The organism is Nocardia sp. NPDC101769 (genome assembly GCF_044766925.1).
Classification (GTDB): Bacteria; Actinomycetota; Actinomycetes; order Mycobacteriales; family Mycobacteriaceae; genus Nocardia.
Map to the genome: position 1 here is coordinate 1 of NZ_JBIWMX010000030.1, position 14,621 is coordinate 14,621.

A 14,621-nucleotide genomic window follows, 5' to 3' on the forward strand; every position below is an offset into this window, starting at 1 on the left:
CCCCACCGACCTGGGCATCCAGGCAACGAACCCGGACATCTCCGATCTTAGGGACTCTAATACCAAGTGGACTCATTCATCGGGGACGGCCCACGGAGTTACCTGGCGCGGTTGCCCCTCTGTCCGCCGGAACTGACGTGGGAGTGGTACGACTGGAGCGACCACGGTCGTTGGGATCCCGACGATCTCCAGAACTTCTTGTGGCCCTTGGCCGACCGCTGTCTCGCGCTCGGTGCCGCAGTCGTCGGCGTCTACGTCGACGGGGACGGGTTCACTCTGGGCTTCATCGCGGCAGACAAGGTCGATCGTCTACTCGAACTGGCGGCGATCGCTGAAGTGCGGATCTATGTTCATCGGACGGGTGCGCCGCTGCCCTGACATCTGCAGCCGGACCCGGGCGCTGATCCCGAGCGGGCCCGATCGGATCGCCGGCCACAAATGTCACGGCGAGGCCGTCGGGTAGCGCCCGCGCCGAGCGAGTTCTCGATCGCTCGGCGCGGACAGCTTGTGCTGGGCTCGGTTTGGTGGCCGCGTTTCAGTGTGTTGCCAGTGTGCGGTCGAGGAGCGGGAGTAGGTGGTTCCAGTGGTGTTGCGTGGCAGCGGGGTTGAAGGCATCGGTGTCGGACATGGTGTAGCCGTGGATGGTGTCGGGGTAGATCTCGATGCTGTAGTCGACACCGGCGGTCTCGAGGGCCTGCTCGAGTTTGCCGAGTGACGCCGGTGACATGTCGCCCACGGCGAGGCCGAGGTGGACGCGGGCGGTGAGGTCGGGGATGAGCAGGTGCGGGCTGTCGGGTGCGTCGGTGACCAGGAAGCCTGGGTGGAACCCGGCCAGGGCGGCTACCTTGTCGGGGTGGGCTGTGGCGGTGCGCATCGCCAGGGCGGCGCCCATGCAGTAGCCGACCACGCCGACCGGTCCGTCGGTGACCTCGGGCTGGGTGGTGAGGAATTCCAGGTACGCGGGCGCGTCGCGCAGGATTCTTTCGGTGGTGTGCGCCTCGATCAGCGGCCACAGTTGCGCGAAGACTGAGGGCCTGACGTCTTCGCTGATGTGGTCGGGCAGTTCGATCACCGGTGCCGGACCGTGCCGGTAGTAGAGGTTGGGGACGAGTACGTAATAGCCGTGTGCGGCCAGTTCGCTGGCTTTGTCTTCCAGTTCGGGCCGCACGCCGAAGGCGTCGGGGTACATCAGCACTCCGGGGTGCCTGCCACCTGTGTCGGGGATGGCGGCGAATGCGTCGGCGCTGCCGTCGAGGGTGGGAATGCGCAGTGTCGTGATGGGCATGAATTCTCCTGTCGTGGTTGATATGTCGAACAAGTTCGGTGCGTGGTCGGGTCAGTGGGCGGTCGGTGCTGCGGTCCGGGGCGTCGCATCGGCGTGGGCAGCCGATGGGTCGTGTTGCGGCAGGGCGAAACTGATCACCAGGGCAGCCACGAGCAACCCCGCACTGATCCAGAGGGTCTGGGCGAACGCGTGGCCGTAGGTGCCCGATTGTCCCGTGCCGGTGTGCTGGTGGAGCCGGTTGAAGAACAGGGTGCCGATCACGGCGACACCGATGCAGGCGCCGAGTTGGCTGACGGTGTTGAACAGCCCGGAGCCGGTGCCGATCTGCGCGGGCACGAGACCGGCGAGGGTGAGCTGGGCGATGGGAGCCACGATCAGACCCATTCCCGTCGCGCCGATCACGATGCCCGGCAATAGATCCAGCGTTCCCGTGTGATCGTCCGCGGAGGCGGCGACCACTGCCAACAGCGCCAGCCCGATCGCGGTCACCACGAGTCCGAGCTGAACGGTGACTCGGCCGATCCGCGGCAGCAGGACCGCGGCGGACACGCCCGCGAACACGGTCACAAAGACCGACCAGGGCAGCAGGGTCAGCCCCGCGTGCAGCGGGCTCATCCCGAGTCCGTGTTGCAGGAACTGCATCACGGTGAGAAAGAACCCCATGATCGGCACCAGGAACAGAAATTGGACAGCGAGCCCGCTGGCGAACGCACGCCCGCGCAACAGCGCGACGTCGATCAGGGGCCGGTCTCCGTGCGCCGCGATGCGGCGCTGGCGCAGGTAGAACACGACGAGCACGGCGAGTCCGGCAGCGATGACAGGGTAGGACCACACCGGCCATCGGTTGCCGCCCGAGGCAGTGATGAGCGGGTACACCAGCAGGGCCAGTCCTGCACCGGCCAGCAGCACCGATATCGGGTCCAGGCGCTGGCCGCGATCGGTGTGTCCTTCGGGCAGCAGCCGGGCCGCGGCGAGCGTGGCGAACACCCCGACTGGCACGTTCACCCAGAAGACCAGTCGCCAACCCTGGCCGGCGAGGTTCCAGTCCAGTAGCACCGGACCCAGGATCGGTCCGATCGTCGCCGCGATGCCCGACAACGCTGAGTACGCGGCCATCGCGGGACCGCGTTCCTCGGCGCGGTAGAGCAATTGAATCTGTGAGAGCACCTGCGGGATCATCGTCGCCGCGAACAAGCCCTGCCCCACGCGCGCCGCGACGAGCATCCCGGGGTCGACCGCGAGCGAGCACGCCGCCGATGCAGCGGTGAACCCTGCGACGCCGATGATGAACACGCGTTTGTGCCCCAGTAGATCGCCCAATCGCGCGCCACTGATCAGCCCGACGGTCAGCGTGAGGGTGTAGCCGGACAGCATCCACTCCAGCGCGGCCGGTCCGGCGTGTAGATCCGCCTCGATCGTCGGCAGCATCACGTTCAAGATCGTCACGTCCATCAGGTCCATGAAGGCCGCGAGTAGCACGACCACCAGGGCGATCGTGCGGGTGGATCCGGTGATTGGTTCTGGCATCAACATCCTTCTGATTTAGTGCGCCACACACTAAGTGCGTGGCACAATGAGTGTTGCACACACTTAGTGTGTGACACAATAGTTGTGTCACACACTAATATTGGATACAGTTGGTCGACGCACACACCAACAGGGAGGTCGAGGTGAGCAGTAACCCGCGGCGTGAAGTCGAGGATCAGGTGCTGGCCGCACTACCGGGCTGGGTCAACGCCCTCGCGCAACTCAATCGGCTGATCGCCGATCGGATGGGGGTCGCGCCCAGTGACCTGGACTGTCTGCACGTGCTCAACCAGCACGGTCCCGCCACCGCGGCCGAACTGGCTCGCCGCGTCGGGCTGACACCGGGGTCGGTGTCACGGATGATCGACCGCCTGGATGCCGCCGGCTGCATCAGGCGGGTCGACGACCCACAAGATCGGCGGCGCGTGCTGATCGAACCGACCAGCGAGAGCCTGACGCGCATCGCGGCCTTCTTCGAGGGGCTGGCCATCCGCACACACGAGGACCTCGAGGTCTTCCGCACCGAGGAACTGGACCCACTGCTGCGGTTCATCGAACGCTCGGAACGCAGCACCCTCGACGAACTCGCCCACCTGCGCGACAACCCTCAGCGAGGAACAACACGATGACAACGCACGCCGACGCACCCCAGAACCGGCGAGCGCGGATGGGCGGGCTCGCCTGGAACGCAACCAATCTCGCCGGTCCGGTAACACTGACGCTGAGCAGTCCGGACTTCGATCACGAGGACACGATTCCGGCCGTGCACGCCGCGACACGAGTCGGCGGCAAGGATCTGTCGCCGGCCCTGCACTGGTCGCCGGCCCCGTCCGACACCGCACAGTTACTGCTGGTCGTCGAGGATCCCGACGCGCCCACACCCACGCCGTTCATCCACTGCCTGGCCTTGCTCGACACCTCGATGACGCAGCTGGCGCAGGGGGCGCTCGATGCCACCGATCCGAGCGATGGCATGCAGATCCTGCGTTCGAGCATCGGCAGCGGCTACTTCGGGATGGCACCGCCGAAAAGCCATGGCCCACACCGGTATGTGTTCCAGCTCTTCGCCCTGGCCACACCCCTCACCACAGGACCACGCGGCGCTGCCCTGCACACCGCCAAGCCACGTGAGGTCCTTACCGCTGCCGGCGGCGTCCTTGCCCGCGGACGCCTCGACGGTTACTTCGGACGCAACTGACAAATGGCCGGCACGCCATCAACTCCGAGGTCAGCAAGCCACATCACTGCACGTCGAAACCGGGATCCGATGACCCACTCACCCACCCGTCTATACACCGGCAGCGACGGACAGCAGCTGGCCTACCGTGAAATCGGCGAGGGCCGACCATTGATCCTTTTACACGGCTTCACCGCCACCGCGGCGCAGATGCTCGACCACGGTCCCGCCCACGCCCTGGCCAAGTGCGGCTATCGCGTCATCCTCCCCGACCTCCGCGGCCACGGCGCCAGCGCCCGGCCACACGACCCGGCCGCCTACCCGCCCGACATCCTCGCGGACGACGGCCTCACACTGATCGATCACCTCGAACTCCACGACTACGACCTGGGCGGCTACTCCCTCGGCGCCCGGATCGTGCTGCGGATGCTGGTTCGCGGCGCCCGCCCGGTTCGTGCGATCGTGGCCGGCCAAGGACTCGCCGCGGTCAGCTGGCCCGCGACCGGCGGCACCAACCGACGCGTGCTGACCGCCCTCGCGCGCGGAGAGACCATCACACCCGGATCACCGGATGCCCTTGCCGCACACTGGATCACCCACCACGGCGGTGACCCGAAAGCACTCCTCCACGTCCTGAACTCACTCGTCTCCACCCCCCACACGGCCCTGCGCCAGATCCCAACCCCCCACACTGGTCGTGGTCGGCGACCACGACCACGACCACGCCTGTGCCGACGAACTCGCCGCCCTCCTGCCCGCCGCGCGATTCGCCCACGTGCCGGGAAACCACTGGACCGCACTGACCGCCCCGGAACTCACGGTAGCCATCAGCGTCTTCCTCGCCAACCAGCGGAGCATGCCAGAGTCATCGAAATCGGCTGTGCCGAAATAGTATTCAATGGTAACCTGGTTGCGGCTAATGGGATCTTCTCCGAAACGATGAGACTTACTACCGTCGCTGGGGATGGTGTGAATGCGTCTCCACGCGATGCAGCGAGTCGTGCTGTCACACAGCCCCTCTCGCTGGTCGAACGGAATTCCCGGGGCGAGTCTTCGCAGGCATGACACTGCCTCGGCCGCAGAAATCCGGCCGAGGCAGTAGGTACGGAATCAGACGGCTGCACAGCTCGATGGCAGCGCGCGGTCAGTCACATGGAGTCGATGGCTCGGACGTGGCTTTCCGGGTTCGACACCAGAGGGTGCGGTTCTGCGGTGAGGATCGAGAGGGCGGCGGCGACCTCGAGGATGTCGGACTTCACGTATGTCGCGGTCGTGCCGCCGGTCTTGCCGTCATGGCCACATAGCGGGCAGGCAATGTCGATTCCCACGGTGACGTCCCGTCTCGGTGCAGTCGTGCTGCGCGGATAACGGTCGCCGCGCGACAGCGCCTGTGCTGGTTCCCGATCCTGTGATGGCCTGTTCCATCGAACACCGTGCCGTGGCGCTTGCCGAGTGGGATTCGGGTTGGAGGAGCCTGAAGTCATGAGCCTGTGTCCTGTTGATGGGGGAGTCGTGTCTACCCTTTGAGCCCGCTGAATCATCGGTGCAACAGCGGTTCTCATGCGCTTCGAACTTTGGGCTAGGAGATCGGCAGGTGACCAATGCTGCGCGGCCGATCGAACCCCCGTGATCCTGCAGGGCACGGGATCCCGGCCGCGCGTTGTGATGAGCTGCCGACGTTCTCGGATCCGATGATCTAGCCCGCTCTCGTCGAGATGAGCGGGCGGGGCTCACCCGTCACGACCGACAGCACCGCCACGATCTCGGGCAGAGCGGACTTCGCATATGACGCTGTGGTTCCGACAGACCTGCCTTCATGACCGCCGCCGAACCGGGTGAGGGTCCTGGTCTGACGGGGCTGTTTGGGCGGACGAATCCAGTTGCGAATGAGTCCTGTTCGAGCAGTTCAGGCATCGGTTTTCATCCTGCCGAGAACCTGCCAAGACATGGCAGAACCGGCTGGACAAGCCGGCACAGGACGGACGAAAACACCAGCGGCCCACCGCAGATTCACGTCACCCCCGCACCATCAATCGCGGGCCTACAGCAGTGATCACGGACCCTGGATCGATACCCCGTCAAGGCCAGCGATATGAGCCTTGCGCGGAGCGAATGGTGCACCCAGCTGGGCAAACACCTCCTTGGTGGCCACCTACCGCACCACTGTCCGGTGCCGACGATGCCGCGCCAGCAGGTAGAGGCCGACCCAGGACACCACGACACAGATCACCACCAGGACACGAACTTCCGTCAACGCGCTGCGCGGGTAGAGGACCCCGGTGATGTAGTAGTCGATGAACCCGCTCGACGGCAGACCTGCCTCGCCCGCCCGATGCCGCGCCCAGTTCTCCAGATTCGTCAGCGGGCACTCGATGGTGAAGAGCACCGTGCTGAAACCCCAGCCGAAGGCGAGCAGGTGCAGCCAGATGGTGCGCGGCCAGCGCCAGGCGATGAAACCGCCCACCACGACATAGGCCACGAACAGGAAGTGCGCGATCGCGGTCGCATCGGCCAGCAGCCGGTAGCCCATGACCCCAGGATATAAGTGATCAGCCCAGGTACTCCGATTCCAGGACAAGATCTTTGAGCAGCGACTGGTATTCGACGTGGGTGTCGTGCTCGATGGTCCGCCAGCCCGTGCCCTCGGCCTCGTGCAGGTATCGACGGTACTCCGGGGCACCCGGGATGCGCACATTGTCGGCGACCGCAATGCTCCCCGGATGCAGCCAGCCGGCCGCCAGGATGGTCTTCAGATCGGACAGGTACGCGCTCTTGTCATGGTCGATGAAGACGAAATCGAGTGCGCCGGAGCCGAATCCGTGCTCGCTCGCGAGTCGGTCGACCGTCTCCCCGCCGTCGCCGATCATGCCCACCACCACGCTCACTCGATCCGCGAGCCCGGCATGCGCGAGCAGGGTCCGGGCGATCTCGGCATTGTCGGGATTGAGCTCCACCGAGACCAGGCGCGCCCCCGGGGCGAGCGCCCGCCCGATCCGCACCGCGCTGTACCCGCAGTAACCGCCCAACTCGAGCGCCAGTTTCGGCGCAGCCCGCTGCACGGCGGCGTCGAGGATCAGCCCCTTCTCGTCCTCGACGTTCACCAGCATGCTCTGGGTGCGGGCGAAGCCGTCGTAGGCCGCGAGCACGCTGTCCGGATCGTCCACGGTGGAGTGGGTGAGTACGTAGTCTCGGGCGGCAGCCTCGCGACCATCGCCCACCTGCCCGGTCCGCATGAAAGTCGGCCCGCCCAAAGCGAATCGAATCACCGACCAGCGCAGGAACGGCAGTCGCTCCCGCAGCATGGTGGTCAAGGATTTTCCACTCATGAGATCGCCCGTTCTCCTAGTGGGGAGTGCGTCGATTATGGTCCTGCGCTGGGACGTTGGGGTAGGGCGGGGTGCTGTACGAAGGGGTCCGAGCGCGGATCGGGAGTCTCCTGCGACTGGAAAGGAAGCCTGAATCGGCATGGAGACGTTGAATTGGAAATAGAACATATCGCTACGGAAATATGCGCATCTAAATATGTATCACCTTCTGCACAAAAAAGTCCTGTACCAGCCCCATCACCTCAAAAAAGCCAAGAGGGGAGGGGCTGGTCAGGCCGAGGTGAGGTGAGTTACCAATTGGAGGCTTCGTAGTCCTTGAGGAAGCACCCGTAGAGGTCGTCGCCGGCCTCGCCGCGCACGATCGGGTCGTACACGCGGGCCGCGCCGTCGACCAGGTCGAGGGGTGCATGGAAGCCTTCCTCGGCCAGGCGGATCTTGGTGTAGTGCGGCCGCTCGTCGGTGATCCAGCCGGTGTCGACGGCGGTCATCAGGATCTTGTCGCCCTCGAACATCTCGCGCGCGCTGGTGCGGGTCAGCATATTGAGTGCGGCCTTGGCCATGTTCGTGTGCGGGTGGCCGGCGCCCTTGTAGCCGCGGGCGAAAACGCCCTCCATGGCGGACACATTCACGACGTACTTGCGCCGGGCCGCCGCCGCGGCCATGGACGGGCGCAGCCGGGAGATGAGGATGAACGGCGCGACGGAGTTGCACAGCTGTACTTCGAGCAGTTCGGTGGCGTCGACCTCGCCGACGGTCTGGACCCAGCTGTTGGTGTGGGCGAGGTCGGGAACGAGTCCGCCCGCGTCGATGGCGACGCCCTGCGAAATGCGTTCCGGCGTGGCCGACCCGGCGACCAGGGCGAGGTCGGTGATGTCGGCCGCGGTGAGGTCGGGTGTGAGGGAGGCGGTGAGTGCGGTGGGGTGCGCCTGCATGGTCTTGCCGAAGCTGATCACGTCGGGCAGTTCGCCTGCGGGCAGGGGCCCGTTCTCGGCTTCGACCAGGGCGCTGTAGGCGCCGGCGGTGCGGCGCACGGTCTGTGCCGCGTTGTTGATGAGGATGTCGAGCGGGCCCTGTGCGGCAATGTCATCGGCGAGTGCGACGACCTGTGCTGGGTCGCGGAGGTCGATGCCGACGATGCGGAGCCGATGCAGCCAGTCGGCGCTGTCGGGCTGAGCGGCGAAGCGGCGGATGGCGTCGTTGGGGAAGCGGGTGGTGATGGTGGTGTGTGCGCCGTCGCGGAGCAGGCGCAGGGCGATGTACATGCCGATCTTGGCGCGGCCGCCGGTGAGCAGGGCGCGTTTGCCGGTGAGGTCGGTACGGGCGTCGCGTTTGGCGTGGCTCTTGGTGGCGCAGTCGGGGCAGAGCTGGTGGTAGAAGGCGTCCACGCGGGTATAGCGCTGTTTGCATATGTAGCAGGGGCGCGGTCGCAGCAGGGTTCCGGCGCTGGCTCCGGTGGTGGTGGAGCTGATCGGGATGCCGGCGGTTTCGTCGTCGATGCGGTTGGGTGAGCCGGTGGCAGTGGCGGCCACGACTTCGCGGTCGGCTTCGGAGATGGCGTCGCGGGCGGCGACGCGCTTGTTGCGCTTGAACTTCTTGAACATGTGCGCGACGGCCCGCTGCACGGTGACGGAGTCCGGGTGTTCCTTGTCGAGCTGTCCGGCCTGTTCGAGGACACGCAGGCAGATGGCCAGGTCGCCGGGGTCGATGGCCGGTGCGTCGGACTGTGGTGCCGGGGTGTTCTGCTCGGCCATCGGAAGCTGTGGTGATCCTTCGTGCGCGGGGTGGTGGACGAGCCATTCTCTCAAAGGGCCGGATATGGGAGGCGCCCGGCCGTTGCAAGGCCGGGTGTTGCGGGGGTGGGGTGTGTTCAGTTGGCTGTGGTGCCCAGGGGTGCGAGTTCGCCGGCGTCGTCGTCGCGGCCGAGTTCGAGGGCGCGTTCGGCGAGCAGGGTTTGCAGGCGGGCGGGGATGTCGTCGCGGACCTGAATGAGGGCCTGCCACATGGTGTCCGGGGTGTCGGGGGTGAGGGCGGTGAGGAATTCCTCGATGCCGTCCATGTCGTCGATGAGGGCCAGGACCCGGGTGCGGCCCTCTTGGTCCTGGGCGAGAGCGAGGTCGACGAGGGTGTGGATGTTGTCGCCGCGGGAGGCGGTGAGGACGGCGGCGAGGAGTTGTTCGCGGGTGAGGTCGCCGAAGAGGGCGGCGAGGGTGGGTTTGGTGGTGTCGGGGAGGGCGTCGACGAGTGGTAGTGCCTGGGACCAGAGGTCGTGGTCGGCGGCGGCGGTGATGAGGGCGGCGAGGACGGTGTCGGTGTGGATGGCGGGTCGTTCGGCGAACAGTCGCAGGCTGTCGTGGCTCATGGCGTTGGTGATGGGGAGCAGGGTGGACCAGGTGTCGAGTTCGGCGACGGCGGTGATGAGGGCGTCGAGGACGTCGCCGCCGAGTGCGGCGATGATGTCGCCGATCCAGGCGTGGTTGTGGGGTGCGATGGAGTCGAGCAGGTCGATGCCTTCGGCCCACATCTGGTGGTCGTGGGCGGCGCGGATGACGCCGGGGACGCGGTCGGCGACGACGTGCAGGACGTTGTCGATGGCGGTCTTGTCCTCGAGGAAGAACGCGATGCGCAGCAGGTCGGTGTCGCTCATGACGGGGGCGGCGGCGCGCAGGGCGGGTTCGGTGATGACGTGGACGAAGCGGCCCATGGTGATGTGGTCGCCGTGTGAAAGCAGTTCGCGCGCAACGTCGGTGACCATTTTGGGTGGCACGGCGGCGATGATGGCGGCGGTGCGGCGGGGGTCGAGTTGGACGGCGCATTCGGCGAGGAATGTGGAGTTGAGTGCTTTGGCGATGTCGACGGCGCGCTGGGGTTCGACGGCGCTGGCGATGGCGGCGCAGAGTAGCGGTCCGAAGGCGCGTTCGGCGATTTTGGAGCTGATGCCGACGGGGACGATCTTGCTGGTGGTGGCGATTCCTTTGAGGCGCTTGGCATCCCGATCGAAGAGGCGGTCGGTGACGCGTTCGCGGTATTCGCGAACGGCGGCGGGCGGTAGGTCGGCGAGGAAGTCGAGTTCGGTGGGGTCGGTGATTCCGAACAGGCGTGCGAGTTTGGTGATCTCGGCGACGGCGGCGAGGTGTTCACTCATAGTCCGAGGGCCTTCTTGATGGCTGGGCGCATGAGGCGCGGGACGAAGTCGAGGGAGGAGCCGATGGCGGCGTCGAGGGTTTCGCGGCGGCGGGCCATGGTGGCCTGGAGGTGGCGGTCGAGTTCGGCCAGGTCGGTGTCGGTGAGCTGGTCGAAGGCGTCGGGCAGGGGTGCCCGCAGGGTGTCGCTGAGTTGGCGTGCTGCGTTGGACATCGGCGTCTTTCCGTCGTGCGTACTGCCGGTACGGAGTTCGATACTGGCAGTACGGTCTGGATGGAATCAATGCGGGATTGTCGACCTTGGTTGTGGCCTGTGTCACGCGACTGGCCGATGACCCGTGGATTGTTAGGGAGGCGTGACGGATCCGGTCCCGTACCGGCGGTACGTGTACACTTCGGCCGTGGCTCGTAGCAGTGCCGGGACCCGGTCGGTGACCCGTGCGGACATCGTGGATGCGGCGATCCGGGTGATCGATCGGGCGGGTCCGCGCCCGAGTATGGACGACATCGCACGGGAAGCGCAGATCACGAAGCCGCGGTTGTATCGGCAGTTCGCCGACAAGGGGGATCTGTTCACCGAGATCGCGGCGCGCATGTCGCGGCAGGCGTTCTCGGCGGCGGGTGCGGATATGACGTTGATGCTGCAGCCGCCGCGGGTGGCGTTGCGGCGCATCGTCACCGAGTATGCGCGGGGGATTCTGGAGCATCCCAATGTGTTCCGGTATCTGGGGCAGGCGCCGGTGTTGCAGCAGTCGGGAGCCGGTGTGCTGCAGCTGGATCTGGGCCGTGATGCGGCGCGGCGGCTGGAGAAGCTGGCGCGGTCGGTGGCCGAGGCGGTGCCCTTGGAGACCGCGGGGATGGATTATCTGTCGCGGGCGCTGGTGGGGGCGGTGGTGTCGATGACGGATCTGTGGTTGTCGGATTCGGATGCGCCGTCGGATGAGCAGACCGCGGAGTTCGTGGATCGGGCGACGGAGCTGGTGTGGGGGCTGATCGATGGGTTCCTGCGGCGGCAGGGGATCGAGGCGGATGCGGACAGGCCGATCTTCTCGACCTTCGCCGAGGTGAATCAGTCCCGGTCGGGCGATTGTTGACGCATTGTTGACACGCCGCCAATAGCCGTGCACCCTGAGGGGTGAGGCGCCGAGGCGCACCCTTTCAGGCAAGCGAGGAACGGACGATGGCACGTCCCGCATGGAGCGACGACGAGGTCGAGGCGGTACGAGGATTGGCGACTACCTTCTTCGAGAAGGAGGTGATTCCGCACGAGGAGAAGTTCATCGCCCAGGGGCACCCCGACCGCGCGCTGTACAACCGCGCCGGTGAACTGGGCCTGCTGTGTGCGGCCATCCCGTCCGAATACGGTGGTGGCGGTGGCACTTTCGCCCACGAGGCGGCGATCATCGAGGCCCAGGCGCACTGCGGCGACGGCTCACTGGGCATGTCGGTGCACTCCTCGATCATCGCGCCCTATATCCACGAGTTCGGGTCCGAGGAGCTCAAGACGCGGGTGCTGCCGAAGGCGGCCAGTGGTGAGATGGTGCTCTCGATCGGCATGACCGAACCGGGGACCGGCTCGGATCTGCAGAACATCAAGACCCGCGCGGTGCGTGAGGGCGACGAGTACGTCATCACCGGCTCGAAGATCTTCATCTCCAACGGGTGGCTGTGCGACGGCATCATCATCGCCTGCAAGACCGACCCCGCCCTGGGCGCGGCCGGTGTCTCGCTGATCTTCGCCGAAGTGGGCGACGACACTGCGGGTTTCACCCGCGGCCGCATCCTGAGCAAGATCGGCGGCAAGGGGCAGGACACCGCCGAGCTGTTCTTCGACGGCCTGCGCGTGCCGGCCTCGAATCTGCTGGGCGCCGCCGAGGGCCAGGGTTTCTATCAGATGATGCAGATGCTGGCCCAGGAACGCCTGGTCACCGCGATCATGGCGGTGGCGATGACGGAGAAGGCGGTCGAGCTGACCGTCGACTACACCAAGGGCCGCGAGGCGTTCGGCAAGCCGCTGTTCGCCATGCAGAACACCCGTTTCGAGCTGGCGGAGTGCGCGACCATCGCCAAGGTCGGGCGCGTGTTCCTCGACGACTGCATCACCAAGCATCTGCGTGGTGAGCTGGACATCCCCACCGCGGCCATGTCGAAATACTGGTTGACCGACCAACTCGGTAATGTGGTGGATCGCTGCCTGCAGTTCTTCGGCGGCTATGGATACATGACCGAATACCCGATTTCCCAGCTGTACACCGGCGCTCGGGTCCTGCGAATCCTCGCGGGAGCCAACGAGGTGATGAAGGATCTCATTGCCCGCTCACTCTGATATCGACACCACCATCGAGCCGCCCGCGTCCGAGGACGCGGGGGACGCGCCGTCGCGCCGTCGCCGGCTCGAACCCGACGAACGCCGGGCGCAGATCCTGTCCTGCGCCATCGACATGTTCGGCGAACGCCCGTACGCGGCCGTGTCCACCGCCGAGCTGGCCCAGCGGGCCGGGGTGGCGCGCGGGCTGATCAATCACTACTTCGGCAACAAGCGGGACCTGTATCTCGCGGTGGTGCGGCGGATGGTGACGCTGCCGCGGCCGGAGCAGATGATCGTGCCCGCCGGGTCCACCCGGGACCGGGTGGACGCCAGCGTGTCGTGGCTGCTGGACACCATCGGCGAGCACGGCAGCACGTGGGTCAAGGTCACCGGGCACGAGGGCGTCGGCGACGACCCCGAGGTGCAGCGCATCCTCGACGAGGCCGACTATGCCGCGGCCGACCGCATGGTCCAGATGATGGGGCTGAGCGAGTCGCTGCACTCGGCCGAATTGCGGGCGCTGGTGCGCTGTTACGGCGGGTTGGTCAAAGCGGCCGGGCGCGAGTGGATCGTGCGCGGCAGCCTGACCCGCGAGCAGGTGCACCACCTGCTCGCGGACGCGCTGCTCACGCTGGTCAGCGATACCTTCCCGAAGGTCGACGCCGGGCGCTGATCCCCGGGTGGGGCACGGAGTTCAGACGGCGGCGAGCTCCTCGACCTGCCAGGTCACCCCGGTGGTGGCGAGGTGGTCGAGGAAGCTCGCGGCGTCGAAGGCCTGTGCCGGCGCGAGGGTTCCGGCCGGGGCGCCGTCGGCGACGAGCCGGCGCGCGGCCTCCACGGCGATGACCGCGGTGGAGGCGTAGGCGTTGAACCCGCTCACCCAGCCGCGGGCCCGGCGGCCGTCCGCGCCGGTGGCCTCGGCGAGCATGAACCAGCGGGCGGCGTCGAGCGAGGCCGGGTCGGGGACTTCCGGAAGGGTTTCGGCGACTTCGGAATTCAGGGCCGCGAACAGCTCCCCGACCTCGCCGCGGATCAGGCCGCGCACGCGTGGGGTCTGTACGTGGCGGGGGATCGTGTAGACGCCGGGCAGGGCGATGGGGCTCATGGGCACCGGTGCGGTCTCGCCGGGCTCGAGCATCGTCGACGACGGTTCCTGCACCGATTGCCAGCTGCCGGAGCGGTATTCGATCTGCTCGTCGACCATGATGGCGGCCATCGAGCGTGCGGTGCCCCGGGACGCGGCGCCCGGGCGGCGCAGGTCGGCGATGACGACCTCGCTGACCGGGGCCGTGAGGCGGGCGGCGGTCAGTGCGGCGATGAGGTCTCCGGGCACGCCGTCGTCGGTGACGGCCGGAACGACCGCGATCCCGGCCTGTTTCGCGGGTTCGTCGTAGGTGCTCAGGATCTTGTGCAGGTAGGCGGGTTCACCGGTGGTGTCGAGGTAGGGGCGGCGCGCGGCGATGGCGGCCCGCACGACCGGTTCGCCCCAGAGCGTGAAGGGTCCGGCGGCATTGATCACGGCGTCGGTTCCGGCGAACGCGGCGGTGAGGGCCGCGGTGTCGTCGAGGTGGGCGAGGTGGATCTCGGCGTCGGGAATGCCAGCCTGGTCGGCGATGCGGCGCAGGCGGTTCGGGTCGCGGCCGACCAGGACCGGGGTGAGGTCGCGGCGGACGAGCTCGGCCACGACGAGGGAACCGGTGAAACCGCTGGCGCCGTGCACGGCAATACGCATGGGAGACAACTCCATCGAGTGAAGGGACACGAACCGGAATCGGCTCGCGATTCACACTATGGAGTCCGGTCCGGACGATCCATGCTCGAAACTCCGGCCCTGATATCCGATCGTCCGGAGCGGCCG

16 protein-coding genes are annotated in these 14,621 nt (G+C 66.8%); 7 read left to right on the forward strand and 9 right to left on the reverse strand.

Features of this window, described 5'->3' with window-relative positions; all coding sequences use genetic code 11:
• The first annotated feature begins 66 nt into the window (after window positions 1-66).
• A complete protein-coding gene (locus ACIRRA_RS34670) occupies window positions 67-378 on the forward strand; it encodes a hypothetical protein (RefSeq protein ID WP_402776998.1) in 312 nt (103 codons plus the stop codon).
• A 157-nt stretch (window positions 379-535) separates the two neighbouring features.
• On the opposite strand, the gene ACIRRA_RS34675 is transcribed toward ACIRRA_RS34670, so the two are convergent.
• Together ACIRRA_RS34675 and ACIRRA_RS34680 are read right to left on the reverse strand one after the other, a co-directional pair.
• A complete protein-coding gene (locus tag ACIRRA_RS34675) occupies window positions 536-1,285 on the reverse strand; it encodes a dienelactone hydrolase family protein (RefSeq protein ID WP_402777000.1) in 750 nt (249 codons plus the stop codon).
• Window positions 1,286-1,336: 51 nt separating this feature from the next.
• Window positions 1,337-2,812, reverse strand: coding sequence for an MFS transporter (locus tag ACIRRA_RS34680; protein WP_402777002.1), 1,476 nt, complete (start codon window positions 2,810-2,812; stop codon window positions 1,337-1,339).
• 143 nt (window positions 2,813-2,955) lie between these two features.
• Here ACIRRA_RS34680 and ACIRRA_RS34685 point away from each other — a divergent pair, with 143 nt between their 5' ends.
• From ACIRRA_RS34685 to ACIRRA_RS34695, 3 genes are all read left to right on the forward strand, one after another.
• The gene (locus ACIRRA_RS34685; protein ID WP_402777004.1) at window positions 2,956-3,441 is read left to right on the forward strand and encodes a MarR family winged helix-turn-helix transcriptional regulator; all 486 of its coding nucleotides are present in this window, start codon (window positions 2,956-2,958) and stop codon (window positions 3,439-3,441) included.
• Window positions 3,438-4,010, forward strand: a complete 573-nt coding sequence (locus ACIRRA_RS34690) for a YbhB/YbcL family Raf kinase inhibitor-like protein (protein ID WP_402777006.1) — start codon at window positions 3,438-3,440, stop codon at window positions 4,008-4,010. Before ACIRRA_RS34685 ends, ACIRRA_RS34690 begins: the two co-directional genes overlap by 4 nt.
• Window positions 4,011-4,199: 189 nt before the next feature.
• The gene (locus ACIRRA_RS34695; protein ID WP_402777234.1) at window positions 4,200-5,054 is read left to right on the forward strand and encodes an alpha/beta fold hydrolase; all 855 of its coding nucleotides are present in this window, start codon (window positions 4,200-4,202) and stop codon (window positions 5,052-5,054) included.
• A gap of 83 nt (window positions 5,055-5,137) precedes the next feature.
• Here the strand turns inward: ACIRRA_RS34695 and ACIRRA_RS34700 are convergent, their stop codons facing one another.
• From ACIRRA_RS34700 to ACIRRA_RS34725, 6 genes are all read right to left on the reverse strand, one after another.
• Complete coding sequence (locus ACIRRA_RS34700) at window positions 5,138-5,317, reverse strand: hypothetical protein (protein ID WP_402777008.1); 180 nt, start codon at window positions 5,315-5,317, stop codon at window positions 5,138-5,140.
• Window positions 5,318-6,141: 824 nt separating this feature from the next.
• Window positions 6,142-6,519 (reverse strand): DUF2784 domain-containing protein, encoded by a 378-nt coding sequence (locus tag ACIRRA_RS34705; RefSeq protein WP_402777010.1) that lies wholly within the window; start codon window positions 6,517-6,519, stop codon window positions 6,142-6,144.
• A 19-nt stretch (window positions 6,520-6,538) separates the two neighbouring features.
• The gene (locus ACIRRA_RS34710; protein ID WP_402777012.1) at window positions 6,539-7,315 is read right to left on the reverse strand and encodes an O-methyltransferase; all 777 of its coding nucleotides are present in this window, start codon (window positions 7,313-7,315) and stop codon (window positions 6,539-6,541) included.
• Between the two features lie 290 nt (window positions 7,316-7,605).
• Window positions 7,606-9,066 (reverse strand): SDR family NAD(P)-dependent oxidoreductase, encoded by a 1,461-nt coding sequence (locus tag ACIRRA_RS34715; protein ID WP_402777014.1) that lies wholly within the window; start codon window positions 9,064-9,066, stop codon window positions 7,606-7,608.
• A 116-nt stretch (window positions 9,067-9,182) separates the two neighbouring features.
• The gene (locus tag ACIRRA_RS34720; RefSeq protein ID WP_402777016.1) at window positions 9,183-10,457 is read right to left on the reverse strand and encodes a hypothetical protein; all 1,275 of its coding nucleotides are present in this window, start codon (window positions 10,455-10,457) and stop codon (window positions 9,183-9,185) included.
• The gene (locus tag ACIRRA_RS34725; RefSeq protein ID WP_402777018.1) at window positions 10,454-10,669 is read right to left on the reverse strand and encodes a hypothetical protein; all 216 of its coding nucleotides are present in this window, start codon (window positions 10,667-10,669) and stop codon (window positions 10,454-10,456) included. Before ACIRRA_RS34725 ends, ACIRRA_RS34720 begins: the two co-directional genes overlap by 4 nt.
• A gap of 187 nt (window positions 10,670-10,856) precedes the next feature.
• On the opposite strand from ACIRRA_RS34725, the gene ACIRRA_RS34730 reads away from it, so the two are divergent.
• The 3 genes from ACIRRA_RS34730 to ACIRRA_RS34740 all read left to right on the forward strand — a co-directional run bounded on the left by ACIRRA_RS34730 (window position 10,857) and on the right by ACIRRA_RS34740 (window position 13,436).
• The gene (locus ACIRRA_RS34730; protein ID WP_402777020.1) at window positions 10,857-11,549 is read left to right on the forward strand and encodes a TetR/AcrR family transcriptional regulator; all 693 of its coding nucleotides are present in this window, start codon (window positions 10,857-10,859) and stop codon (window positions 11,547-11,549) included.
• Between the two features lie 86 nt (window positions 11,550-11,635).
• The gene (locus ACIRRA_RS34735) at window positions 11,636-12,781 is read left to right on the forward strand and encodes an acyl-CoA dehydrogenase family protein (protein WP_402777022.1); all 1,146 of its coding nucleotides are present in this window, start codon (window positions 11,636-11,638) and stop codon (window positions 12,779-12,781) included.
• Window positions 12,765-13,436: a TetR/AcrR family transcriptional regulator gene (locus ACIRRA_RS34740; RefSeq protein ID WP_402777024.1), complete on the forward strand. Its 672-nt coding sequence runs from the start codon at window positions 12,765-12,767 to the stop codon at window positions 13,434-13,436. The genes ACIRRA_RS34735 and ACIRRA_RS34740 overlap by 17 nt, the downstream gene beginning before the upstream one ends.
• A gap of 21 nt (window positions 13,437-13,457) precedes the next feature.
• Here the strand turns inward: ACIRRA_RS34740 and ACIRRA_RS34745 are convergent, their stop codons facing one another.
• Window positions 13,458-14,495: a saccharopine dehydrogenase family protein gene (locus ACIRRA_RS34745; RefSeq protein WP_402777026.1), complete on the reverse strand. Its 1,038-nt coding sequence runs from the start codon at window positions 14,493-14,495 to the stop codon at window positions 13,458-13,460.
• Window positions 14,496-14,621 lie beyond the last annotated feature (126 nt).

What these genes read in the sequence shown, in the direction of transcription:
- ACIRRA_RS34675 (WP_402777000.1), bottom strand. Translation starts at nt 1,285, where the DNA reads ATGCCCATCACGACACTGCGCATTCCCACCCTCGACGGCAGCGCCGAC.
- ACIRRA_RS34680 (WP_402777002.1), bottom strand. Translation starts at nt 2,812, where the DNA reads ATGCCAGAACCAATCACCGGATCCACCCGCACGATCGCCCTGGTGGTC.
- ACIRRA_RS34690 (WP_402777006.1), top strand. Translation starts at nt 3,438, where the DNA reads ATGACAACGCACGCCGACGCACCCCAGAACCGGCGAGCGCGGATGGGC.
- ACIRRA_RS34695 (WP_402777234.1), top strand. Translation starts at nt 4,200, where the DNA reads ATGCTCGACCACGGTCCCGCCCACGCCCTGGCCAAGTGCGGCTATCGC.
- ACIRRA_RS34705 (WP_402777010.1), bottom strand. Translation starts at nt 6,519, where the DNA reads ATGGGCTACCGGCTGCTGGCCGATGCGACCGCGATCGCGCACTTCCTG.
- ACIRRA_RS34710 (WP_402777012.1), bottom strand. Translation starts at nt 7,315, where the DNA reads ATGAGTGGAAAATCCTTGACCACCATGCTGCGGGAGCGACTGCCGTTC.
- ACIRRA_RS34715 (WP_402777014.1), bottom strand. Translation starts at nt 9,066, where the DNA reads ATGGCCGAGCAGAACACCCCGGCACCACAGTCCGACGCACCGGCCATC.
- ACIRRA_RS34720 (WP_402777016.1), bottom strand. Translation starts at nt 10,457, where the DNA reads ATGAGTGAACACCTCGCCGCCGTCGCCGAGATCACCAAACTCGCACGC.
- ACIRRA_RS34725 (WP_402777018.1), bottom strand. Translation starts at nt 10,669, where the DNA reads ATGTCCAACGCAGCACGCCAACTCAGCGACACCCTGCGGGCACCCCTG.
- ACIRRA_RS34735 (WP_402777022.1), top strand. Translation starts at nt 11,636, where the DNA reads ATGGCACGTCCCGCATGGAGCGACGACGAGGTCGAGGCGGTACGAGGA.
- ACIRRA_RS34745 (WP_402777026.1), bottom strand. Translation starts at nt 14,495, where the DNA reads ATGCGTATTGCCGTGCACGGCGCCAGCGGTTTCACCGGTTCCCTCGTC.